Origin of the sequence: Arthrobacter sp. PGP41 (genome assembly GCF_002953935.1) — a bacterium.
In the GTDB taxonomy this organism is placed as follows: Bacteria; Actinomycetota; Actinomycetes; order Actinomycetales; family Micrococcaceae; genus Arthrobacter.
This window is the reverse complement of the sequence record NZ_CP026514.1, coordinates 743,376-767,754: the sequence shown is the minus strand read 5'-3', so window position 1 is coordinate 767,754 and position 24,379 is coordinate 743,376. Positions and strand designations below refer to the sequence as shown.

General features: G+C 62.6%; 13 protein-coding genes, 1 tRNA gene and 2 rRNA genes. 8 read left to right on the top strand and 8 right to left on the bottom strand.

What is annotated here, in order from left to right:
• Positions 1-579: 579 nt before the first annotated feature.
• From C3B78_RS03585 to C3B78_RS03570, 4 genes are all read left to right on the top strand, one after another.
• On the top strand, positions 580-2,715 hold the full coding sequence (locus tag C3B78_RS03585; protein WP_158677171.1) for a hypothetical protein: 2,136 nt from the start codon (positions 580-582) through the stop codon (positions 2,713-2,715).
• Between the two features lie 353 nt (positions 2,716-3,068).
• Complete coding sequence (locus C3B78_RS03580) at positions 3,069-3,638, top strand: hypothetical protein (protein ID WP_104996845.1); 570 nt, start codon at positions 3,069-3,071, stop codon at positions 3,636-3,638.
• Positions 3,639-3,655: 17 nt separating this feature from the next.
• Positions 3,656-9,097 (top strand): DEAD/DEAH box helicase, encoded by a 5,442-nt coding sequence (locus C3B78_RS03575; protein ID WP_104996844.1) that lies wholly within the window; start codon positions 3,656-3,658, stop codon positions 9,095-9,097.
• On the top strand, positions 9,094-10,068 hold the full coding sequence (locus tag C3B78_RS03570) for a PD-(D/E)XK nuclease family protein (protein ID WP_104996843.1): 975 nt from the start codon (positions 9,094-9,096) through the stop codon (positions 10,066-10,068). Before C3B78_RS03575 ends, C3B78_RS03570 begins: the two co-directional genes overlap by 4 nt.
• Positions 10,069-10,256: 188 nt before the next feature.
• On the opposite strand, the gene C3B78_RS03565 is transcribed toward C3B78_RS03570, so the two are convergent.
• The 4 genes from C3B78_RS03565 to C3B78_RS03550 form a co-directional block, all read right to left on the bottom strand.
• Positions 10,257-11,294 (bottom strand): tyrosine-type recombinase/integrase, encoded by a 1,038-nt coding sequence (locus C3B78_RS03565; RefSeq protein WP_234005504.1) that lies wholly within the window; start codon positions 11,292-11,294, stop codon positions 10,257-10,259.
• Positions 11,295-11,497: 203 nt separating this feature from the next.
• Positions 11,498-11,725 (bottom strand): helix-turn-helix transcriptional regulator, encoded by a 228-nt coding sequence (locus tag C3B78_RS03560; protein ID WP_104996841.1) that lies wholly within the window; start codon positions 11,723-11,725, stop codon positions 11,498-11,500.
• Between the two features lie 140 nt (positions 11,726-11,865).
• Positions 11,866-11,939 (bottom strand) — tRNA-Thr (locus C3B78_RS03555).
• A gap of 158 nt (positions 11,940-12,097) precedes the next feature.
• Complete coding sequence (locus C3B78_RS03550; RefSeq protein ID WP_104996840.1) at positions 12,098-12,973, bottom strand: DsbA family protein; 876 nt, start codon at positions 12,971-12,973, stop codon at positions 12,098-12,100.
• Between the two features lie 179 nt (positions 12,974-13,152).
• Between C3B78_RS03550 and C3B78_RS03545 the strand changes: the two genes are divergently transcribed.
• From C3B78_RS03545 to C3B78_RS03530, 4 genes are all read left to right on the top strand, one after another.
• Positions 13,153-14,655 carry an alpha,alpha-trehalose-phosphate synthase (UDP-forming) gene (locus C3B78_RS03545; protein WP_104996839.1) on the top strand — a complete coding sequence of 501 codons (1,503 nt, stop codon included), beginning with the start codon at positions 13,153-13,155 and terminating at the stop codon, positions 14,653-14,655.
• Entirely contained in the window at positions 14,645-15,481 is an 837-nt protein-coding gene (gene otsB, locus C3B78_RS03540) for a trehalose-phosphatase (protein ID WP_104996838.1), read from the top strand. Before C3B78_RS03545 ends, otsB begins: the two co-directional genes overlap by 11 nt.
• 227 nt (positions 15,482-15,708) lie before the next feature.
• Entirely contained in the window at positions 15,709-16,791 is a 1,083-nt protein-coding gene (locus tag C3B78_RS03535) for an ABC transporter ATP-binding protein (protein ID WP_018762103.1), read from the top strand.
• Between the two features lie 125 nt (positions 16,792-16,916).
• The gene (locus C3B78_RS03530; RefSeq protein WP_104996837.1) at positions 16,917-18,335 is read left to right on the top strand and encodes a DUF4032 domain-containing protein; all 1,419 of its coding nucleotides are present in this window, start codon (positions 16,917-16,919) and stop codon (positions 18,333-18,335) included.
• Positions 18,336-18,350: 15 nt separating this feature from the next.
• Here C3B78_RS03530 and C3B78_RS03525 read toward each other — a convergent pair whose 3' ends face one another.
• The 4 genes from C3B78_RS03525 to C3B78_RS03510 form a co-directional block, all read right to left on the bottom strand.
• A complete protein-coding gene (locus C3B78_RS03525) occupies positions 18,351-19,721 on the bottom strand; it encodes an FAD-binding oxidoreductase (RefSeq protein WP_104999616.1) in 1,371 nt (456 codons plus the stop codon).
• Between the two features lie 62 nt (positions 19,722-19,783).
• Positions 19,784-20,290 carry a hypothetical protein gene (locus C3B78_RS03520; RefSeq protein ID WP_104999615.1) on the bottom strand — a complete coding sequence of 169 codons (507 nt, stop codon included), beginning with the start codon at positions 20,288-20,290 and terminating at the stop codon, positions 19,784-19,786.
• Between the two features lie 134 nt (positions 20,291-20,424).
• Positions 20,425-20,541, bottom strand: a 5S ribosomal RNA gene (gene rrf / locus C3B78_RS03515).
• A 231-nt stretch (positions 20,542-20,772) separates the two neighbouring features.
• Positions 20,773-23,898, bottom strand: a 23S ribosomal RNA gene (locus tag C3B78_RS03510).
• Positions 23,899-24,379: the final 481 nt, after the last annotated feature.

Here is a 24,379-nt window from a genome sequence, read left to right as displayed (position 1 = left end):
ACTCGAAACACAGTACGCGGTGCAACGGGCAACCCGCTTTTGAAGCCCGGACTTACAATCCTCCTCCGTAGCAGAGCACGGAAGCGGGAACCCGTGCGTCGATCCGATGTTGCTCGTCGCCACTTATGACGGGGCTACGGCGTGTGCAATGACTCCGGCCAAGCCGATATGGGTCGCTGAACCGAAGTATTGAGATTCCTCGGTCCACAGTCCAGGAAGCAGCGCTCGTTGATACCAACGGCAGATCCGCGAGGAAACGGCGGAGGCAGAGGCAGTCGAACCGGACGTCGGCTCCAGTGTAAAGCGACGAGAGCGGCGGGACGGCCATTCTGATGCGAAACATCCTTCGTTCTGGTTCCGGTATGCCGTCCTGGCTGGTCTCCTTCGTGTCGCGCGTGTGCCTCTTCTGCTGGGCCTACGCCAAAGCAGGCAGTATTCTTCAGACATCTGTCACCTTCAGCAAGAGAAGTTATTTTCTCCTCTCGGACGGATGACACTGCTAGCTGGCTGCATGTTCCTTGGGGCTGTTCGCAAATGCAGTGTGATGTGATCGGACTGTCGAGTATGGGGGGCTGGACCATGGGGGTCACGACCGACGAATCGCCTGGTCCTGGTGCTTCTGACCTGCAGGTGGAAGGCGCTACCGCCCGTCCCGTCGCCTCGAGCACGGAAACGTACGAGCAGTGGCAGAAATTGCTCGCAGACGTGTTCCTGCATCAGCATCTCGGCCCGACGGTATTTTTCGTAGACGACAGCGAACTTGGACGCTTGAACCCCGGCGAGGACAGCGCCCGCAACCTCTCCGCGGCCGTCCGAAGCCGCCTCCGCCTGACGGCTGGCCGATCGATGTTTAACCCTCTGCTCATCGCGTACCGGCGATGGCAACGTGGGCCAAAGGTCGAGCCGCCGCCTGTGCTTCCGGTGATTGTTATCTCCGTCTTGGCAGCCACGAGGATGCGCTCAGACAAGGCGGCGAGGTCGACGAACTACTACCTTCGCCTCGCCCAGACCATCCTCCCGGATGGCACGGATTCCGAACTTGAAGCGCTGCGGAGAGACCTCGAAGAACGCGGGGCCTTCCTCCAAGTCGTCGATATGTGGGTTGGCCTACATCACTGGATCGAGGGGCAGCAAGGCGCCGTCGGCACCTCAACGATCCCGGAAGTTCCCCACCCATCACGAATCGGTTACCCCCTCTCGCAAGCTCTTGTCCGTCTGAGTGATCGCGCATCGTTGACGCGCCTTTTTCAAGCGCTCGATGTTTCTCCAGGCGACTCGCCCGCCCCGGAGACCCTGCTGCGTGCGCTGGACATCTGGGCAGAGGACGGGCGGAACCGGCTTAGCGAAGCGTTCATGGGCGCTCTGGCAGACTCCCAGATGCGTTCCTTGTTGGGGTCGGTCGTCGCTGCCCACGCCCGGGCCTGGGACGGCAGCGTGGTGACAAGCGAGGGGAAGCAGAGTATCGCGGTCAAACTCGGCATCGATTTAGACACGTGGCAGACTCGTTGGCTATTCCCTGTGCCGAAGGGAGGACCCAGGACGCTTGTCCTTGCGGGGCAGGGGGAGTCCCAAGGGGTTAGCCTCAGCGCGGTCGAGGGCCGTGAGTACTACGCGGATCATAGCGCTCCCGCCGTGACCTTTTCCCGCGTCCACTCCGGGTTCCAGCTTCGGGGCGGGGAATTCGCGGCCGTGTTCCCGCCCTCAGGGGTCGTATTCTTCTCTCCCGACCCCCAGACCGGCGCCTGGTCATCGGTTCCCGGCATGGTGCCCTACGAGGAGCATGTCATCGCTGTCATCTCTCAGCATGCCGTTGATTTCCGGCGTCTGCTGGAAGAAGCTGCCGCGGAGGGCTGGCGCCGGGTCCCGCAGCGGCGATCCTTCCTTATCGAAGGCTACGAGCTTTTCCAAAGAGTGCGCTTCTTTGATGGGCAGGCGCTCAGGGATGTGCTCTCACGCTTGCCCGGCCTCCGCACCATAGGTGCCGTCTCCGAAGTGGTTCCGCGTGCCAAGCTAGTCCATGGCTTGCCTGTCGCCTCGTCGATCTCGGCCCACCACTACCTCTCCGGCGGCGCGCCGGACCTCCTCCTGCCGTTCGGCAGGGAACATCGCATCGCAACTGTCAGTCTCGACGGGAGGAGGGATAGAGTCCCTGCCAACGGTTTTCCACTGCCGATTCGTCGCTTCGTCGACGAAACGGGCCGTCATGTTGTGCAAGCCGACGGGCAGGAGCTTGTGTTCACCACAGTCAGCGAGGGCCCTGATCCCGCTCCGCCTGCTGGTACCGGGGTTCTCGGCTGGACCAGCAGCGGACAGATGAGCGAATCGAACCAGGCTGACGCCGCAGTGATGGGCGCACTTGTCCCCGGGATTACTGCCACGGGCACAGTGCTCGGGCTCCGCGGTAGGGACGAGTCCTGGCTCCTGCACGAGGACGGGCACGGAGAGAAGGTGGCGGAACCTCCACCGCCCCGCTTCCTCTCCAGCATTGACATCGAGTTCTACTCGCCAGTCTTTGAAATTGGCGCAGCCTCAACCGCTCGGTGGCTCGCCCAGCGCCGTGGCCGTCTCTGGCGCCTGACGGAGATTGGCCCCGCAAGCCCGAAACATTACGAAGTCGAGATCGACCTTTTGGACGCCTGGAAGCGGGCGTGCGCTGACGCGAACGGGGCCCGGCTCTGGAAGATGCGGCTGCAGATTGCAGGGGATGCGGCATGATAGGCGACCTCCTCCTATCCTGGATCAGCGAAACCGGCAGCGGCACGATCGCTGACTTCAGCACACGCGCACTTTGGCTCGCCCGTACCGAAGACCTCACTGTGTCTGACAATGTCGGCGGGAAATGGCTGCGAGACATCGCATCTTTGGGGCACTGCGAAGTGGACTGGAGGCAAGGCAAATGGTCCGTTGCTCCGCCAGTGCTCACTAGACTTCCGCTTGCCGACGGCATTGCTGTCCTTGTAGGTGCACGTAGGCCGCGGCTGGTGCGTGCTATCGAAAATGCGGGACTTTATGTCGAGCGGGCACGACGGCCCAACCGTGGTCGAACAATCCCGCCGCCGGCAACGATAATGATCCCCTACAAGCAGGCCCAGGACCTCGAAGACGCCGCTGACGACATCGGTGTCAGCTATGTCGGCTGCGCGGCGGCCGGCATAGCCGGGAAGCTGCAGCAGTCCCTTCCCATAGGCCCCAGCGCACCGCCGGCCTACGATTCTCTGTTTGAGCAGCTCGTCAGCTTCAGTCCCCAGCGTTGGTCACCAGCGTCCCCCAAGGACCTCGCACTGCCCGACGGCCTCTATCGCGAGCAGGTCCACGGCCGCTGGCGGTACACGCTACGCCGTGAGGGCTCCTGGTACGCCGCCGAGCTCTCGCACGGCATCTTCGCCGAGCTTGCTCGACGAGGCCGCACGGTCATCCATTGGCAGCCGGACTACCCCGACTGCAGCAGAGCGGGAACCCTCGTCCTCGATCAGGGTGTCCCCCTCCCTGCACTTCACTCGAGGGTGCTCGTCCTCTGCAGCGGCTTCATACCGCGATTCGACAGCTCGGCCGAAGCCGCACTCTACGACAACGTCCCCCGCGAGATCGCCGAGCGCGTCGCATCTTCCCTGGGACAGACCCTCCAGATCAGCAACTGAACAGGAAGAACGGCACAATGAGAAACGCAAGCACGCACCTTGACGCAATTCAGACGTTCGAGCACCTGCGCGACGCCTACTTCCGCTACTACGACACGCCCTTCGGTCTCGCGGACGCGCGCCTCCAGGAGGAACGTCGAGCCCTGCTCAACCGCGACGGCGGCGTCTACCGCGAACCGTTGATCGAACTTCGGCCCGAATACGAAAGCGCCGGCCACACCCTCGCCGCATCTGTCGCAGCAGCAGGAGCGGACCCCGATCTCGCCGAGTTCGCCGGTATCGGCCTGCTCCAGGGTGTCCCCTCGTTGTACCGGCATCAAGAGGAAGCCCTCGCCGCGGGTGTGCAGCAGGGAGGGCATATGGTCATCACCGCCGGTACCGGGTCAGGCAAGACCGAATCGTTCCTCCTGCCCGTCCTCTCGTCGCTGCTCAACGAATCTCGTTCTTGGACGGGACAGGGCGCCGTCCCGGGTGACTGGTGGGCCGGCGACAGCAACCCATTCGTTGCCCAACGGGACGCCGAAACGGGGCGCAAAGCCGCCGTCCGAGCCCTCGTCCTTTACCCAATGAACGCGCTCGTCGACGATCAGCTCATCCGCCTGCGCCGCGCCCTCGACAACGACAGTATCCGTGCATGGCTTGATGAGAACCGCAACGGGCACCGCTTCTATTTTGGCCGCTACACGGGCGCCACACCGGTCACCGGAACCCGAGGCAACAACCTTGCGCTCGGAGAACTACGCCGCTACCTGCGCGAGACCAGTCGGCGCGGGGCCCGGGCGCGGGAAATCGCAGCGCAGAAGGCCGACGACGACCTCCGCTACTTCGTGCCGCGCCTGGATGGCGCGGAGATGCGCTCACGATGGGACATGCTCGACTACCCGCCGGACATCCTAATCACGAACTACTCCATGCTCAACGTGATGCTCCTGCGCGAGCGGGACGGGCACTTCTTCGATTCCACCCGCCAATGGCTCGAAGACCCAGCCAACGTGTTCACTCTCGTGGTCGACGAACTTCACACATATCGCGGAACCGCCGGCACGGAAGTGGCCTACCTCTTGCGTACCCTCAAGCACCGTCTGGGCTTGGATGCACGCCCCGAGCAGTTCCGCGTCCTCGCCGCATCCGCCTCACTCGACCCCGGACGCGACAGTGACTATCTGCACCAGTTCTTCGACGTCAATCCGGGAACGTTCACGTTCATCGGGGGCTCCAGCATCACGCCATCCACCTACCAGACCCCGCCCCCGGTCGACCCGGTAGCCCTGGCTGCCGCAGATGCGACAACCGCAGCTGACCATGGTCGAACGGGTGGTGTCGTCGACGCTCTCCGAGGGGTCCTTCACGGCGATGGAACCGGCGCGGCTAAGACGCTCAACCAGATCGCCCAAGATGTCTTTCCGGGCACGACGGAAGACGTCTCGGAACGGGCGATCTCAAAAGTCCTCGCCGGCCTCGCCAAAGACCCGCTGCCCGGCGACCCAAAGTTCCGCGCCCACCTATTCTTCCGCAACGTCGTCGGCATGTGGGCGTGCTGCGACCCCGGCTGCCCTGCGGTCTCCGACCCGCAGCCAGACCGGACCATTGGAAAGCTGTATGCCGAGCCCGCAACCCGGTGCGAATGTGGTGGGCGCGTACTCGAGCTGCTGTACTGCCAGAACTGCGGTGACGTCATGCTCGGTGGCTTTGCTCCCGAAGGCGAACTCCAGAAGCCCGCGGTGAGGACCATGCTGCTTGCCGACGTCCCGGAGCTCGCAAAGCTGCCTGACCAAGTCAGTCTTCAACGCACCGCCGACAACTACCTTGTCTACTGGCCTCGCCCTGAATCCAAGCTGACGAACCTCGACTCACCATTCTGGAACCGCGACAGCAACGCCGTCGCTTACGCCTTCCGGCAGAGCAAGCTTAACCCCGCCTCCGGCGAACTCAGCAACGTTGCTGAAGGGTTCACCGGATGGAGCTTCCACGCCCGTATCGCCCGGAACAAGACCACCGGCGAACTGCAGCGTCCGGTCGATACCGTCAGCCCCTTCCCGACGCAGTGCCCCAACTGTGGCGACGACTGGGAGATCCAGTTTGGCCGCAACGGGCGCCTCAAGCCAACCGATCCGGCCACACAACGTTCACCGATCCGGCAGATGCGCACCGGTTTCGAAAAGATCAACCAGGTACTCACCACCGAGCTCGCCAACGACCTCGGAGAAGCAGAGCGCAAGCTCATAGTCTTTACCGACAGCCGCCAAGACGCCGCGAAGCTCTCGGCAGGCCTCGGCCTCCGGCACTACCAGGATCTGCTTCGCCAGCTGCTCTACGCTCGGCTCTCGGCCTCAGGCGGCACCGCTCAGGACGTCAAATTGGCCGAAGCCCACGTGCTCCAGAATGAGAAATCCCCGGAATCCTTCGCCGCTCTCGACAGACTGAAGCAGCGCGATGCCGCCGCACTCGCCGAGCTCCGCGAGGTGTGGGACGGCAAGCCCGGAACCGGCCCAGCCGACGCCGAACGCCTGAAAGGGAGGCTCGCAGCGCCTCCATCGTTGCGAGAACTTGCCGCCGAAGTGTCTTCCGATCTTCTCAAGCTTGGGATGAACCCGGGCGGGCCCCATGCCCGCCTCCGGGAGACTTCCGAAGATCCCGCAATTCCATGGTCACAGCTCTACAACTGGCAAGTCAGCCCACCGTCGCCCAAGGCCGGCCTTACTGATCCTCAGACAGCATTGCTTAACGACATCAGCAGCTCTCTCGAAGAGGAACTGCTGCAAGGGCTGTTCTCAGGAGGAGGCCGCGACTTCGAGTCCCTCGGACTCGGTTGGCTGACTCTAGCCTCCGACACTGCCCCCGCTGACGGGCCGACCGATCACGCCACTGGGCAGGCACGTGCGGCACTGCGCATCCTCGCCGACCAGCGCCGATTCTTCCGCCTCCGCACACCGCGCCCAAACCCGACGCCCACACTTCGTAAGTTCTGGACGGCCGTGGCTGCCGCGGAGGGAGTCAGTCCCGATAGCGTCCACGACGAGGTGCGCACGAGGGCGGGCACGGCTCTCGTGGATTATCTGATCGATCCCTCTGCGGTAGTGCTGCGGACGGGTGAGGGACGCGCTTGGGCCTGCGCCAAATGCAGCCGCCGTCACTTGACCACCGGCAATGGCTACTGCACGAAATGTTCAGCCCCTTTGCCCGATACCGCCGTCCCGATCGACGCTGATCAGGACTACTACGCTTGGAAGGCCACCCGGGGCGACGGCATGTTCCGGATCAACACCGCAGAGCTAACCGGGCAGACCGACCGAATCGATGCGCAGTCCCGTCAAGCACGGTTTCAGAATGTATTCCTCGGCTCCGGTGAAAACGAGCTAACTGACGCCGTCGACCTTCTCTCCGTCACGACGACGATGGAAGCCGGAGTGGACATCGGTGCCCTCTCCGCCGTCGTCCTAGGTAACATGCCCCCTACTCGGTTCAACTACCAGCAGCGCGTGGGCCGCGCCGGGCGCCGCAACTCGCCCGTTGCGATCGCCCTAACTGTATGCCGCGGCCGCAGCCACGACGAGTACTATTTCGAACGACCTGATCGCATCACCAACGAACCCACCCCCAAGCCGTATCTTGCCTTGAACCGGCCAGAAATCTTGGCTCGCTCGCTGCGCAGCGAAATCCTGCGCCAGGCATCCGTTGACATCATTTCCGTCACCGACGGGGAAGACCCCAGTGTCAACGTGCATGGCGCGTTCGGGAAGACCGCGGACTGGCTGACGGTGCTCCGGCCCCGTTTCGAACAGTGGCTCCAGGAACACCCAGACAGAATCCGGGATGCGGCTCGCTCCCTTACGCGGAGCACGGTTTTCCACGACACCGCCGACGATGAAGCGTCAAGATGTGCCTCAACATTCGTGGCCGAGATCGACGCGGCAGCGGCTACCCAGAAACACGAGGACCTCAGCCAGTTGCTCGCCGAATGCGGCCTCCTCCCCATGTTCGGGTTTCCCACCTCAGTGCGCTATCTCCACCTCAGCCGACCGAGGCGTTCCTATCCGTGGCCGCCGACCGGAGTCATCGACCGCGACTTGAGCATGGCCGTAAGCCAATTCGCCCCGATGAGCGAAGTGGTCCGCGATGGCATCGTCTACCCGGTCGTCGGGATCACCGCATTCAAGCCCGTGGGCACTCGTCCTCAGCCGCTACCCGATCCACTTGGGCCGGAGTCACCGCTGTCGATCTGCCGTGCCTGCTCGTATCTCGGCGAGCAGGAGGCCGGAGGGCAACCAACGAATACCTGTCCCAGATGCGGGGCCGGGCCCAGCTTCTACACCACTGTCCCGATGCGCGAACCGCTCGGGTTCCGCAGCGCGCGTGGAACTGATTTCGATGGCAACTTCTCCTGGAGCCCCCGCGCCATGGCCGCAAGAGCCATGACCGACATGGATGCCCTCACCCCACAGACTCCCGGCCAAGCCATCTTCCTCGCCGGCCCCGGCTCCCGCTATGTCATCAACGACAACGGCGGCCAGTGCTTCAGCCTCCGCGGGGCAGCTCCTGGAGCCCCGGAGTGGGGCGGCTATGTCTCCACGCGCGCCATCGAAGCTGGGCTACTCCATCCCTCCTCCGCCGCCGGAGACCCGATCAGCGTTGCCCTCGGCGCCGTACAGCACACCGACTTCCTCTTCGCCGGGGCCGCCGCTCCCACGATTCCCAGTTCGGGACTCCGTCTCAATCTCGTCTCAGGCGTCCGCCAGCCATACGGCGCTCAGGAAGTCTCTGACAGCCGCCGCGCCGGGTGGTACTCATTCGCCTTCCTGCTGCGCACCGTCGCTTCTGCGGCGCTCGACATCCAGCCCCTTGAACTCGCCGCAGGCATCTACTCCGGCACGACGAGCGGGGCTCCGGCCACCTTTGCCTTCCTGGCCGACACCCTCGAGAACGGAGCCGGGTTCAGCACCCACCTCGGCTCATCGGGTTTCCTGCCCGAGTTCCTCGACTCGACCGCCGACTACCTCACGGAATTGGAGGATCCATCCCACGCAGCTGCCTGCAGCTCCTCCTGCTACCGCTGCTTGCGTGACTACGGCAACATGGCATATCACGCACTGCTCGACTGGCGGCTTGCCAGAGACCTGTTTGGGCTTCTTCAAGGCAAGCCCTTGAGCATCGATACTGCGGCGGAGGCTGCTGCTATCGAGAGCTGGGCGCGGGCCTACAATGCGGCGCCCATCAGCAGCACCGTCTCCGCTGCACGCTTCGACAGCCCCAGTGAAGGATCGTTCGCTGTGGTCGCCCGTCATCCATTCGAAGCGTCCGAGGAAACCCTCATCGCTCCCCGCCTTGCCGAGGCGATGGCTGAGATCGAAGCATCCGAAGAGGGTCTGGACGGAGTTGTCTTCGTCGACTCCTTCACGCTCGACCGGGACCCCCGCCGGGTACTCAAGCTCATCTCTGACTCCGACCTAGTAGGCACGTGAAAGGGGCAGACGAGTTGCCGCAATGGTGGTCATCCACAGCCGCCTGGCGTCTGTTGAGCTGCCCTCTCTCGGCGGTGCCCGCCAACGAGCCCGCTAGACCGTCGGCGCAGGTTCTTGGCAATGCTGGCTCCGTTGCTCACCTGGCACTTCAGCAATGGATTGAGAACGGAGAATGGACGCGTGAGGATCCGGGCATGCGGCTGCAGGGGCGCTTCGATGAGATTGTTGCAAGTCACGGGATCGACATTTCCCGCATGCCGCAGGCCGTCATCACGCGGGCACGGCTGAAGTCACGGGGGAGGGAGCTCAGCGCCATCCTCGCGGAAGCAGAGCCTGGTATTCGCACTGAATTGCTGCTGACTGACGAAGGCAACCATCTATTCGGCATCCTCGACGTCGCAGCTGGCGGTGCCGAGGGACTCATCATTGACCTCAAGACCGGTCGCGACGCCTCCGCGGAGCCCTCCCCGGCGATCAAGCACCAGATGACGTTCTACGCTCATCTCTTCCAAGTCACCTTCGGTGTGCCTCCGAAGCACGTGATCGTCTTCAACCTGCAGCAGGGCCCCGCAGAGATCGAGGTCAGCCCCTCTGCGATCACCAATCTCCTAGGGGACATCCTCACGGCGCAGTCTATGGGGCGAGCCCTGGCGCGACCGCAGCCAGACGTATGCCGGTTCTGCACGAAGCGGATGACTTGCGAACCACATTGGAAAGCCGTGGCCGCCTGGGATCCCCCGGACGCAATTGAGGGGACGATCGTCAGCATTGAACGCTCCAGCTCGGGCCTAGTCGCAGTGTCTATCGACGGACATTGGCTCACCGGCATAGTCGGCAGCCAGCTTCCCGATGACGCCAGGCCTGGCCAATTTGCTCGGGCGGTGCGCGTCCGGCGGCGCAGTGACGGCACGGCGCCCCCGGAATGGGCTGCGAGCAGCATCACTGAGATCCGCGTCCTGCCTGCACCCTAGGCTCGATGCCGGTACCTTGCGGAACTTGAATGTGCTTGTCCCCCGGGCGCGCCGTCACCGCTCCGCGAAGTCGCGCTCCCAACAGCCGCCGAAAGACCCCAGAATGAGCCGCCAGACCGGGTGACTCAATCCGGGGTTAGCCCTCGCAAGTCTTATTCACGGGGGTTGGAGAGACAGTACCGGTGCCGCTAAGAACGGGGCTTCGGTGCGAGACCACCGAGGACCGCCGTGTAATCATCAACCTCTTTGAGCCGCTCAATGTACGCAGCATGCGTCATCGTCAAGTCCGCGTGACCCAGCATAGAGGCCGCGGCTTTGTCCTCCACTTCCCTGGCGAGGAGGGTCGCCACTGTACGCCTGAACGCGTGCGGCGTAATCAGCTGGGCATTCTCGATCCCAGCAGCATCCAGGGCGGCGCGCAGTTGCCTCCTCACGCTGGAGGCCTGCATGTAGGTTCCGCGCCTTGACCAGAACAGCGCACCAGCTGCATTTTTGGCCGGAGATTCCGCGATTCTACGTACGAGCACGTCAACGACGAACCCAGGCACCGGAATGATTCGTTCGCTGCCGGGGTTCTTCAGGAGGTCTTGCCGGTACTTAGGGCCGCGCCGCGGTTCCACCAACGTGCCAGTTATGGCGATTTTTCCCACGTCGCCTGACAGATCGATGTCTTCGAACCGGATCGCAAGTACTTCGCCGATGCGGGCCCCCGTGCCAAGCAGCACATCCACGACATCTGCAAGAACGCTACTTGGCCGCGGACCGAAGCGCCCGGGTTCCAACCCCCAATTCCGCACAGCTTCACGGACTTCCATGACGGTCGACTCACTGAGCCCTACGGGCTTCTTGCGTGGCTTCCTGAGGCGATCTACTTCAACCACTGGGTTGCCCCAGACATAAAGGTCGTGCCGGACTGCGTAGGACATGATCTGCTTGAGCACCGTTTTCGCCAGCCGGGCATTCGTATGCCCTTTTCCATTCTTCACCAGTGACCGGAGGAAGCGGTCGCACGTCGACGTAGTGATTTCCTTGACCTTCAGCGCACCGAGATCCGGTGCGATCAGGTTGTGGACGATGCTCTCGTACTGGTCCCATGTCTGTCGGCGAATTGCCTCGGTGTTCTCGACCGAGACCATGTTCCCGTTCTCGTCGACTACTACTTCCGGAACTTCGATGCTCAAGAGCCACTTTTCTGCCACGTCCTTCAGCGAAGGATTTTCAGCCAAGCGCCATTTCTCCTGCTGGCGTTGAATCATAGACGTCAGCAGTGCGTTTTTGGCCTTGTCCTTTGTGGAACCGAATTTGCTGTAGGCCCTTGTCACACCGTCATATCCGCGGAACCTGCAACTTGCCCGCCACTTCCCAGACGCTGCGTCCTTCTTCGCACTGATTGTCCCCCATGCCCCCAGCGGGAGGCTTGACCGCCCCATCAGCCTGCTGCTTTCGAGGTATCGGCAACCCATGCCTCAACTGCGGCACGCTGGTAGCGAACAGCGCCGTGAAGCTTCAGGGCCACCGGCCCGATGCCAGCGGATCGCCAGTTGCGGAGGGTTTTGGGAGCCACCTGTAGCCAGACGGCCACCTCCCCGGTGGTCATGAGCTGCTCTGCGTTGCCTTGGTCCGTGACCGGTCCCAAGGCCTTCATTCTCGTTGTCATGGGGTCTTCTATGCGCCCCAAGGCCCGACGGGCGATGACCAATTTTATTGAAAGCGTGTTGTAAGCGTGTTGTGCGTCGTCTTCAGGCATGAAAAACCCCTCTATAACGGGCAAAATCGCCGGAATAGAGGGGTTCTTAGAGCCCCCTGTCGGATTCGAACCGACGACCCCCGCTTTACAAGAGCGGTGCTCTGGCCAACTGAGCTAAGGAGGCGCGCCCCTGCGGGCTCGCGCCTGAACGGCGCTAGATAAGGTTAGCCCAAGTGGCGCCGGTGGTAAAAACGCCGGCGCCTAGGCACGAACCGGCCTTAAAGTATGGCGGCCCGTTCCGGGAAGAATCCGGAACGGGCCGCCGACGTTGCCGTGGGGCTTTTAGGCCTTGGCGTCGATTGCCGCCTGGATCTCGGCGTTCAGGTCCGAAGCGCCGTCCCACTTCTTGCCGTCGATGAAGATGGTGGGCGTACCCGTGATGCCGGTGTTTGCGGCAAGTTCGGTGGAGTATTTGACGTAAGGACGGAAAGTCTTGTCGTCCACGCAGCTGTTAATGTCGGCGCCTACGTCGCTGGCCAGGGACTTCAGCTTGTCATCTGACAGGCCTGCTCCGCCTTCGGCGGGCTGGTTGTCGAAGAGGATGTTGACATAGTCCGCGTACTTCTCGGGGGCCTTGTCTGCAACGCACGCGGCGGCGTTAGCCGAACGTGAGGAGTAGTTGGTGCTGGACTGGCGGTCCAGGAAGCCCAGCGGCCGGTACTCCATGCTGATCTTGCCTTCATTGCGGAGGCTGGTCAGGGCCTCGTTGTAGGTTTGTTCGAACCGCAGGCAGGCCGGGCAGATGAAGTCGATGTACGCAATAACCTTGACGGGCTGTCCCGCTTCGGCCTCTGCCCCCGGCGCCACCACGGGGTTGGGCTGCGTTTCAGGCTTGGCCGGAAGATTAGCCATGTCCACCGTGGCCGGGTCCGCCTTCTTCACTTCGGAGTTGGCCAGCAGGGTCACGCCGCCGTTGACGTTGGCATGGGCCGGTACGGGCCCTTGGTCGGCGATGGGCGTGTTCTGCCTGATGCTGGTGGTCACCACCAGCGCAACGACAGCCAGGATGGCGACGACGGCGGCCACGATGCCCCAGCCTATGAGCAGCTTGTTGCGCTTGTCCTTCTTCAGCTGCGCTTCACGGATCTGGCGGGCCTTTTCCCGCGCCTCCGCGGTTCGCTCAGCCTTGGACTTACGTACTTCGTTTGCGGGGCTCATGTGTTCCTTGGGTCGGTTGACGTGGGGGGACCACTTCGTGGCAACTCCTACATTTTAGGGGAGAAAGCTGGGAGCTTGCGCTTTCAACTAATCGCCGGGTTGACCAACGGACGAATAGCACGGAAGATTCCGTCCCGTTAGGGTGGGCTGAGAGGCACAAGCAACCCCAGGGGGCCGCAATGCAAACACCCGTCCAGGAAAAACCTTCCGCAACATCTACGTCCGGCGCTGCCGGATCCGGCCACGGCGGAGCGACGAAATACGACTTCATGGTGGTGTCGAACAGGCTGCCAGTGGACCGTTGCGCACCCGGTGAAAGCGGGGACGACGGCTCCGGCTGGCGCCGGTCCCCGGGCGGGCTGGTGACAGCACTGGCCCCCATGATGACCAAGACCGACGGCGCCTGGGTAGGGTGGCACGGCGCCCCCGACGAGACGGTCAAACCCTTTAGCCACGGCGGCATGGACCTGGTCCCGGTCCAGCTCAGCACCGACGAGGTGGAGCTGTATTACGAGGGGTTTTCGAACGCCACCCTCTGGCCGCTGTACCACGATGTCATCGCCCCGCCGGAGTTCCACCGCACGTGGTGGGACGCCTACCGCAAGGTCAACAGAAGATTCGCCGACGCCGTGGTGCGCCATGCGGATCACGGCGCCACCGTGTGGGTGCAGGACTACCAGCTCCAGCTGGTGCCGCGCCTGCTGCGTGAAGCGCGGCCGGACCTCCGGATCGGGTTCTTCAACCACATCCCGTTCCCGCCGCCGGAGATCTTTGCCCAGCTGCCGTGGCGCCAGGCCATCATTGACGGGCTCCTCGGCGCCGACCTGGTGGGCTTCCAGCGGCCCAGCGATGCCGGAAACTTCATGCGCTCCGCACGCCGCTTCCTCGGCGCCAGCGTTAAGCAGCAGCAGGTCCATGTAAAGGGCCAGGACGGCGACGTGACGCACATTGCCCGGGCACAGGCGTTTCCCATCTCCATCGACGTCCGGCAGATCACCGAGCTGGCCTCCAACCCGGACATCATTGAACGGGCCCGCCAGATCCGGCAGGACCTCGGGAACCCCAAGACCATCCTGCTGGGCGTCGACCGCCTGGACTACACCAAAGGCATCCGGCACCGGCTGAAGGCCTTTGAGGAGCTCCTGGCTGACGGCAAGCTTTCCGTTGGCGACGCCACCCTGATCCAGGTGGCCAGTCCCAGCCGCGAACGCGTTGAGCAGTACCGCCTCCTGCGCGAGGAGGTGGAGGGCACCGTGGGCCATATCAACGGCACGTACGACACCATCGAGAACACGGCCGTACGCTACCTGCACCACAGCTATCCGGTGGAGGAGATGGTGGCGCTGTACCTCGCCGCCGACGTCATGCTGGTGACGGCCCTCCGCGACGGCATGAACCTTGTGGCCAAGGAATACGTGACGGCGCGCACCAACAACGACGGCGCCCTGGTCCTCAGCGAGTTCGCCGGCGCAGCCGACCAGCTCAAGCAGGCACTGCTGATTAATCCACATGACATTGACGGCCTCAAAGGCGCCATCATGCGTGCCGTGGACTTGGAGCCGCGGGACGCGTCGCGGCGGATGCGGGCCATGCGCAAGCAGATCCTCGAGCATGACGTGGACCACTGGTCCGCCGACTTCCTGCGCGCGCTCAACGAAAAGGTGGTCCGCGATGACTCATGATGCCCGCCACGCCAAGGACCGGCTTTCGCTGTCCCCTGAGCTCCGGGAAGCCATCCGTCGGATCGCCGGGACCGAGCACCTGCTCGTGGCCATGGACTTCGACGGCACAATGGCGCCCATCGTCGGCCGCGCCGACGACGCCCGGCCGCTGCCCCGCTCGGCGGCCGCCTTCGCCGGGCTCGCCGTGCTTCCACGGACGACGACGGCACTCATCTCCGGCCGCGCCCTCGCCAGCCTGCGCGCCGTCGCCTCCCCTCCGGTGGACACGCTCCTCATCGGCAGCCACGGCGCCGAGGCATGGCTGGGTCCGGGATCCACCGGGCTCACGCTCGATGAAGGGCAAAAGGCCCTCCTCGCCGAGGTGCGCACCGTCCTGGAAGACATCGCCAGGGAAGCTCCGGGCACCACGCTCGAGGACAAGCCGGCAGGGGTGGTCCTCCACACCCGCCTCGCCGCCGATGACGTCGCCGAGGACGCCGTGGCCGCTGCCCGCTCACTGCTGCAGGACCGGAAAGGGGTGTTCCTCAAGGACGGTAAGCGGGTCCTTGAGACCTCAGTGGTCAACGCATCCAAGGGCGAGGGCGTCACCTTCCTGCGGCAGGTCACCGGCGCTACCGGTGTCCTGTTCGCCGGCGACGACACCACGGACGAAGACGCCCTGGCGCGCCTGGCACCGGGGGACGTGGGCGTCAAGGTGGGCCTTGACTTCACCCAGGCCGAATACCGCGTAGAGGCTCCGGTGCATATTGCCGAACTGCTGGAGGTGCTCCTCCAAGAGCGGAGCATCGCCGTAGCAGAGGAGGATCCCGCAGCTGCGCAGGGGTAGGTGCCCCAGGGCATGCGCAAGCTCACGTGTGACTTCCGTAACATTTGCAACCATTGTCGAAACATCTGACATACTCTTGCATGTGATGTGGCGCACAAGAACCGTGCGGCGTCACTCGGCGCTCCTCGGCCTCGGCCTGGGAGCGTCAGCAGCACAAAACTGAACAAACATGAACCATTCACAACGGATCGTCCGGCACGTACCTGCCGGTGAAGGGATTGATAACTGTGGCTACAGTTACTTTTGATAACGCTACGCGTCTGTACCCGGGCACAGATAAGCCCGCGGTCGATAAGCTCAACATCGACATCGCCGATGGCGAATTCCTGGTCCTCGTTGGACCCTCCGGTTGCGGCAAGTCCACCTCCCTGCGCATGCTCGCAGGCCTTGAGGACGTCAACGCCGGCCGGATCCTGATCGGTGACCGCGACGTCACCGACGTTCCCCCGAAGGACCGCGACATCGCGATGGTTTTCCAGAACTACGCGCTGTACCCGCACATGACTGTGGCCGACAACATGGGCTTCGCCCTGAAGATCGCAGGCGTTTCCAAGGAAGAGCGTGCCGAGCGTGTCCGCGAAGCCGCCAAGCTCCTTGACCTTGAGCAGTACCTGGACCGCAAGCCGAAGGCCCTCTCCGGCGGTCAGCGCCAGCGCGTCGCCATGGGCCGAGCCATTGTGCGTAACCCCCAGGTCTTCCTCATGGATGAGCCGCTGTCCAACCTCGACGCCAAGCTCCGCGTGCAGACCCGTACGCAGATCGCATCCCTGACCCGCCGCCTCGGCGTCACCACCGTCTACGTGACGCACGACCAGGTCGAGGCCATGACCATGGGCGACCGCGTTGCCGTGCTGAAGGATGGCCTGCTGCAGCAGGTTGACACCCCGCGCAACCTGTACGACCGTCCCAAGAACGTCTTCGTTGCCGGCTTCATCGGCTCCCCTGCCATGAACCTGCTGGAACTGCCCGTGGTCGATGGCGGCGTGCAGTTCGGCGGCACCGTCTACCCCGTGCCGCGCGACGTCCTCGAGGAAGCGCACGGCTCCACCGTTACCCTTGGAAGCCGGCCGGAAGACCTGGAAACCGCGCCGCAGGGTGAAGGCCTGAAGGTTGAGGTGGACGTCGTCGAAGAACTCGGCGCCGACGCCTACGTTTACGGCCACACCACGCTTGACGGCAAGGACCACGACATCGTGGCACGTGTCGACGGCCGCCGCCCCCCGATGAAGGGCGAGGTCATCTACGTCCGTCCGCAGTCGGGCCACGTGCACCTGTTCGACACCAAGACCGGCCTGCGCCTCGGCGACTGATTCCCAGCAAAAGCCAAACCGACGGCGGCCCGCACCTTTACGCAATGGTGCGGGCCGCCGTCGGCCTTTTAACTGAGGCCCGGGAGAATTTAGCGGGCCGCCCCGATGTACGGAAGAATTGAGCCATGACCGAGGAATACAGCGCCCAGTGGCACGATGAACCCACCGACTATGGGCAGATCGGGAAGCTGCCGCGGTTTGTGGCCGCTAGCGCTGACGACGGCAAGGCAGCCTCGGTCTCCAGCTCGCTGAACATCACGGCGGCGGCCGCGGACCCCGAGCTCCTGGACCTGCCGTGGCACATTGCCCTGGAAGACTGGCCCGCAGAGAACCTGGCGGCGCTGCCGCGCGGCATCTCCCGCCACATCGTGCGCTTCGCCCATCTTGGCGGCTCCGTCATCGCCATCAAGGAAACGTCGGAGCACGTGGCCCGGCACGAGTACCACATGCTCCGCAAGCTGGCCCGGCTGGATGTCCCCTGCGTTGAACCGGTGGCGGTGATTACCGGCCGCACCACCCTGGACGGGCGTCCGCTGAACCCGGTGCTGGTCACCCGGCACCTGAAGTTTTCCATGCCGTACCGCGCCCTGTTCTCCCAAATGCTCCGCAAGGACACGCTGACGCGCCTTATCGACGCCCAGGCCCTGCTGCTGGTGAGGCTCCACCTCATCGGCTTCTACTGGGGCGACGTGTCCCTTTCCAATACGCTCTTCAGGCGCGACGCCGGGGCATTTGCCGCCTACCTGGTGGACGCGGAGACCGGCGAGCTCTACCCGGACCTGTCCACGGGCCAGCGCGAATATGACCTCGAGATCGCCCGGGTCAACATTGCGGGCGAGCTGATGGACCTTCTCGACGGCGGGCTGATCGAGGAAAAAGTGGACCCGGTGGCAACCAGCGAGCTGATCATGGACAGCTACCGCCGCCTGTGGCAGGAGCTTACCGAAAAGGAGTCCTTCGAACTGGGTGAGCGCTGGCGGGTCAGCGCCCGGATCCGCAGGCTCAACGAACTCGGCTTCGACGTCGAGGAATACGCCATCAAGACCACCCAGAACGGCACCACCATCCAACTGCAGCCCAAGGTGGTGGACGCGGGGCACCACCAGCGGCGGTTGCTGAGGCTTACGGGCATCGACGCCCAGGAGAACCAGGCCCGCCGGCTCCTCAATGACATGGACTCCTTCCGCGCTGACAACAACCCGGACATGGACGAGGAATACAGCGCCCACCTCTGGGTCAGCCAGATCTTCGAGCCGATCGTCAGGTCCATTCCACGGGACCTTTCCGGCAAGCTCGAACCCGCCGAAGTGGTGCACGAAGTCCTGGAACACCGCTGGTACATGTCCGAAAAGCAGGAACGGCATATCCCGCTGGCGGAGGCTGTGCAGTCCTACATCGACTCAATCCTGCGGCACCGCCGGGATGAGGCCGCCATCATGCTGAATCCGGACACGGAACTGTTGAAGATCCTCGAAGTGGAAACCGAGGAGTCGCGCTACGGCGAAGACGAGTCAATCGACGAGTACCCGGACTCGGACGACTGACCCGCACGCCAAACCCTAGATAGCCTTCCCGGGGTTGAGGATGCCCGCAGGATCGAACAGGTCCTTGATCCGGCGCTGGAGTTCCCGGACCGGCTCGGCCTGTTCCTGGCCCAGCCAGCGCAGCTTGTACTGGCCCACTCCGTGCTCGCCCGTAATGGTTCCGCCCATTGCAAGCGCGGCCGTGATGGACTCGTCCAGGACCCGTTGCAGCCTGTCCATGGCACCGGCGTCCGGATTGTTGCCCGCACGGTCGATCCAGAAGGTGGGGTGCAGGTTTCCGTCGCCGGCATGCGCCACCACCTTGAGGTGTACTGCGTGGTCCACGGCCATCGCTTCCAGGGCAGCAACGTAATCCACCAGCCGGGAACGGGGAACGGCGACGTCCTCGCCCACGCGGTATTCGTCGTCGACCTCCACTCCCCTGCTGTGCCGGCGAAGCTCCACCAACCGCTCCGCCTCCGCGCTGGCCTCGGTGGTGACGGCTGCACCCCCGGCCAAGAGGACCTCCCGCACTACCTGGGCCTCCGCCGCTGCCCCGAACCCGTCCGTCTGGATCAGGAGCAGAGACCGGCCCCGGGCGGTGAGGTCAGAGCCATGGATGTCATCGAGCTGGGCCAGCGTGCCGCCGTCAAGCAGTTCCATGATGGCGGGCTGCACGCGTGCCTTGCCGACCGCCAGTACGCCAGCGGCAGCCTGCCGGAAGTCCGGATAGAACGCCGCAACCGTGTGTACCTCCTGGGGCAGGTACTTCAGGCGGACCGTGATGCCGACGACGATTCCGAGCGTGCCTTCCGATCCCACGAACAGGCTGGTGAGGTCGTAGCCGGCCACGCCCTTGAACGTCTGGTGGCCGGTATGGATAAGCGACCCGTCAGCCAGCACCACGTCCAGCGCGAGAACCGAGTCCCTGGTTACTCCGTACTTTGCACACCGCAGCCCGCCGGCATTCGTGGCAACGTTCCCGCCGATGGTGGAGCTGCGGAAGCTGGCTGGATCCGGCGCATACATGAGCCCATGCTGGGCAGCAGCCTCGTTAAGGACGGCGTTCACCACACCGGGCTCCACCACTGCCGTTTCGTCATCAGGATCAAGGGCAAGGATGCGGTCCATGCGCTCAAGGGAAAGAATGATGCAGTTTTCCGTGGCGTGGGCACCGCCGGAGACACCCGTCCCTGCGCCGCGGGCCACGAGGGCGACGCTGCTGCCGGCGCAGGCGCGAACGACGGCCTGGACATCTGCCACCGTCTCCGGAAAGACAACCGCCAACGGCAGCTGGAAGTCGATGACGGGGGCCTGGTCCACGGCGTACGTGCGGAGGGCGGTCTCGCCCACCTCTATCTGACCGGGCGCAAGGATGGCTTCCAGCTCGTCAACTATGCTTCCCACGAAGCCTCCATCCGTCATCGCACGTGTTCCCCCAGTCTAGGCGTGCAGGGCGGTGCCCGGTCCTAGGAGGCCGGTGTGCCTGGAGCACCCATGAAACGAGCGTACCGGGCAAGGATCCCGGGCCAGTCGCTTGCGTACTTCGCCCTGGTGCCGGCCGGGTCCTCGGCCCCTTCCCATCCCTCATGGAACACCCGGACCTCGGTGCCGTCCGCGACGGCACGGAAGGCGACGAGGAGTTCGGTGGACCACAGCGCTGTGGTGCCGGGATGCCACGTGGCGTGGAATGACAATGGCGGCTGCCAGTCATCAAGGGTTCCCCAGATGGTGGTCCGGCCGTCGTCCGCCGTCTCCAGGATGAGGTTCTCCTCGAATTCCACGTAGGAGCCCGCACCGTACACGCCGTGCGATTCCAGGGGCCACCACAAGTGGGTGTGGTCCGTAAAGCCCGCGAAGGCGTGGGCAACGCTTCCCGGAACTATCACCGTGTTCACCACGGGGGCCAGTGGCTCAGGGGCCGCTTCGTCGTCGTTCCCGGAAGGTTCCTGCGCGTGGCTGAAGAGGCTGTTCATGGTGCCCAACTTTACCGTCTGGCCGGCCTCCCACGCCGCCGCCCAGCGGTGCGTGGGTGGGGTGTTGGTGGTTGTAGCCGGTGGTTAAAGCAGCAGGGCCCTGACGTTGTTGTCAGGGCCCTGCTTCAATGTATGTCCGGCGGTGACCTACTCTCCCACACCCTCCCGGGTGCAGTACCATCGGCGCTGTGGGTCTTAGCTTCCGGGTTCGGAATGGGACCGGGCGTTTCCCCCACGCTATGACCGCCGTAACCTTGTTACCCGTCCGCCCGGGTGTGACCCGGGGGTGGGAAGTGTTGTGGTTACAACATGCTGTCCTGCCCGTGTTCGGGGGCAGGGTGGTGTTGTTATTCAGTTGGTGTTCCCCGACAACGTTTGGTTTGTTGTTTGGGAACCACATAGTGGACGCAAGCAGTCTTGATTTTTCTTTTTACCAACCCTGGTGTGGAACCGCTTTTGAACCGGTTTCACGGGTGTGGTGTGTGGTGTAAGTTATCGGCCTATTAGTACCGGTCAGCTTCACGAGTCGTTAGTCCTCGCTTCCACATCCGGCCTATCAACCCAGTGGTCTGGCTGGGGGCCTCTCACACACGAGGTGTATGGAAATCTCATCTTGAAGCGAGCTTCCCGCTTAGATGCTTTCAGCGGTTATCCCATCCGAACGTAGCTAATCAGCGGTGCACTTGGCAGTACAACTGACACACCAGAGGTTCGTCCGTCCCGGTCCTCTCGTACTAAGGACAGCCCTTCTCAAATTTCCTGCGCGCGCAGCGGATAGGGACCGAACTGTCTCACGACGTTCTAAACCCAGCTCGCGTACCGCTTTAATGGGCGAACAGCCCAACCCTTGGGACCTACTCCAGCCCCAGGATGCGACGAGCCGACATCGAGGTGCCAAACCATGCCGTCGATATGGACTCTTGGGCAAGATCAGCCTGTTATCCCCGAGGTACCTTTTATCCGTTGAGCGACGGCCATTCCACAATGTACCGCCGGATCACTAGTCCCGACTTTCGTCCCTGCTCGAGATGTCTCTCTCACAGTCAAGCTCCCTTGTGCACTTACACTCGACACCTGATTGCCAACCAGGCTGAGGGAACCTTTGGGCGCCTCCGTTACTTTTTAGGAGGCAACCGCCCCAGTTAAACTACCCATCAGGCACTGTCCCTGACCCGGATTACGGGCCGAAGTTAGATGTCCAAAGTGACCAGAGTGGTATTTCAACGATGACTCCACCCGAACTGGCGTCCGGGCTTCAACGTCTCCCACCTATCCTACACAAGCCACTCCGAACACCAATACCAAACTATAGTAAAGGTCTCGGGGTCTTTCCGTCCTGCTGCGCGTAACGAGCATCTTTACTCGTACTGCAATTTCGCCGAGTTTATGGTTGAGACAGCGGGGAAGTCGTTACTCCATTCGTGCAGGTCGGAACTTACCCGACAAGGAATTTCGCTACCTTAGGATGGTTATAGTTACCACCGCCGTTTACTGGGGCTTAAATTCTCAGCTTCGCCTTGCGGCTAACCGGTCCTCTTAACCTTCCAGCACCGGGCAGGAGTCAGTCCGTATACATCGTCTTGCGACTTCGCACGGACCTGTGTTTTTAGTAAACAGTCGCTTCCCCCTGGTCTCTGCGGCCCCGATCCCCTCCCACCAGCAAGTGGTGTTCAAGGTTGGGGCCCCCCTTCTCCCGAAGTTACGGGGGCATTTTGCCGAGTTCCTTAACCATAATTCTCTCGATCGCCTTAGTATTCTCTACCTGATCACCTGTGTCGGTTTGGGGTACGGGCGGCTAAAACCTCGCGTCGATGCTTTTCTCGGCAGCATAGGATCACCGAATCCCCCCAAACGGGGGTCCCATCAGATCTCAGGCATCATGAACAGCGGATTTGCCTACCGTTCGCCCTACATCCTTAGACCGGGACAACCATCGCCCGGCTCGGCTACCTTCCTGCGTCACACCTGTTAATACGCTTGCCTCCCAGGATCAGGTCCTGCGCTCCACCAAAACCCTTCACCCACAAGGGGTGTCAGGCAGGTCTCGGGCAGTTAGTATCCCCTGTTCAGCATGGGCGGTTTTTCGCCGGTACGGGAATATCAACCCGTTGTCCATCGACTACGCCTGTCGGCCTCGCCTTAGGTCCCGACTTACCCAGGGCAGATTAGCTTGACCCTGGAACCCTTGATCATTCGGCGGACGGGTTTCTCACCCGTCTTTCGCTACTCATGCCTGCATTCTCACTCGTGTAGGCTCCACCGCTGGTTTACACCGCGACTTCACCGCCCACACGACGCTCCCCTACCCATCCAAACGCCTGAACCACAAGGGCTTAGCTAATATTTGAATGCCACAACTTCGGCGGTGTACTTGAGCCCCGCTACATTGTCGGCGCGGAATCACTTGACCAGTGAGCTATTACGCACTCTTTTAAGGATGGCTGCTTCTAAGCCAACCTCCTGGTTGTCTTCGCAACTCCACATCCTTTCCCACTTAGCACACGCTTAGGGGCCTTAGTTGGTGGTCTGGGCTGTTTCCCTCTCGACTATGAAGCTTATCCCCCACAGTCTCACTGCTGCGCTCTCACTTACCGGCATTCGGAGTTTGGCTGACGTCAGTAACCTTGTAGGGCCCATTAGCCATCCAGTAGCTCTACCTCCAGCAAGAAACACGCAACGCTGCACCTAAATGCATTTCGGGGAGAACCAGCTATCACGAAGTTTGATTGGCCTTTCACCCCTACCCACAGCTCATCCCCTCCATTTTCAACTGAAGTGGGTTCGGTCCTCCACGACGTCTTACCGTCGCTTCAACCTGGCCATGGGTAGATCACTTCGCTTCGGGTCTAGATCACGCCACTGCAACGCCCTATTCAGACTCGCTTTCGCTACGGCTGCCCCACACGGGTTAACCTCGCGACGTAACACTAACTCGCAGGCTCATTCTTCAAAAGGCACGCCGTCACAGCTACAAGGCTGCTCCGACGGATTGTAAGCACACGGTTTCAGGTACTGTTTCACTCCCCTCCCGGGGTACTTTTCACCTTTCCCTCACGGTACTGGTCCGCTATCGGTCATTAGGGAGTATTTAGGCTTATCAGGTGGTCCTGACAGATTCGCACGGGATTTCTCGGGCCCCGTACTACTTGGGATACTCTCACAGGCGGTACACAACATTACGGTTACGGGGCTAACACCCTCTCTGGCCGGCCTTTCAAAACCGTTCACCTATGCCTGCACATCACACCCCACCAGCCCGGCAGAACTGGTATGGAAAGTCCCACAACCCCGACCATGCAACGCCCGCCGGCTATCACACATGGAACGGTTTAGCCTGATCCGCGTTCGCTCGCCACTACTAACGGAATCACTATTGTTTTCTCTTCCTGCGGGTACTGAGATGTTTCACTTCCCCGCGTTCCCTCCACGCACCCTATGTGTTCAGATGCGGGTCACCGAGTCACTCGCGCGCTCGGCGGGGTTTCCCCATTCGGACACCCTGGGATCACAGTCCGGTTATCGACTCCCCCAGGCTTATCGCAGATTCCTACGTCCTTCTTCGGCTCCTAATGCCAAGGCATCCACCGTGTGCTCTTAAAAACTTGACCACAAAAGATCAAAAACGCTAATTTTCGAGAGAACCACGAAAACCACTGCACCATCCCGAAAGACAGCACAACAGATCCAGGTTCATATTCTTGGAAATTGCTTCTTATAAAAGATGCTCGCGTCCACTATGTAGTTCTCAAACAACAACCCCAAACCACACACCCCACACACACAACATGCATGACCGGTGCAGCCAGGAAACCAGAAACACACAAACCCGCAACCCCACCCCAAAAAAAGGGCAAGACCACGGCCCTGTTGCCTCAGGACCCAACAGTGTGCCAAACACTAAACCACCCGCACCCACCAGCACCCTTCCAGGAACCCCCGCAAAGAGGAACCGTACTAAGCACCGGAAAGAACCGGCAGCCGCTATTCGTTGATATTCCACCCTTGAGCACCCGCCGCAGAACTAGCGTCTGCGCAACGGGCTGTACTCCTGACAAACCCCCGCACCGCATACACGGCACGAACAATCTG

Excerpts from the sequence above, each read along its gene's own strand:
- C3B78_RS03520 (WP_104999615.1), bottom strand. The coding sequence starts at position 20,290 with ATGAACAGCCTCTTCAGCCACGCGCAGGAACCTTCCGGGAACGACGAC.
- C3B78_RS03545 (WP_104996839.1), top strand. The coding sequence starts at position 13,153 with ATGCAAACACCCGTCCAGGAAAAACCTTCCGCAACATCTACGTCCGGC.
- C3B78_RS03575 (WP_104996844.1), top strand. The coding sequence starts at position 3,656 with ATGAGAAACGCAAGCACGCACCTTGACGCAATTCAGACGTTCGAGCAC.
- C3B78_RS03550 (WP_104996840.1), bottom strand. The coding sequence starts at position 12,973 with ATGAGCCCCGCAAACGAAGTACGTAAGTCCAAGGCTGAGCGAACCGCG.
- C3B78_RS03580 (WP_104996845.1), top strand. The coding sequence starts at position 3,069 with ATGATCCCCTACAAGCAGGCCCAGGACCTCGAAGACGCCGCTGACGAC.
- C3B78_RS03560 (WP_104996841.1), bottom strand. The coding sequence starts at position 11,725 with ATGACAACGAGAATGAAGGCCTTGGGACCGGTCACGGACCAAGGCAAC.
- C3B78_RS03530 (WP_104996837.1), top strand. The coding sequence starts at position 16,917 with ATGACCGAGGAATACAGCGCCCAGTGGCACGATGAACCCACCGACTAT.
- otsB (WP_104996838.1), top strand. The coding sequence starts at position 14,645 with ATGACTCATGATGCCCGCCACGCCAAGGACCGGCTTTCGCTGTCCCCT.
- C3B78_RS03585 (WP_158677171.1), top strand. The coding sequence starts at position 580 with ATGGGGGTCACGACCGACGAATCGCCTGGTCCTGGTGCTTCTGACCTG.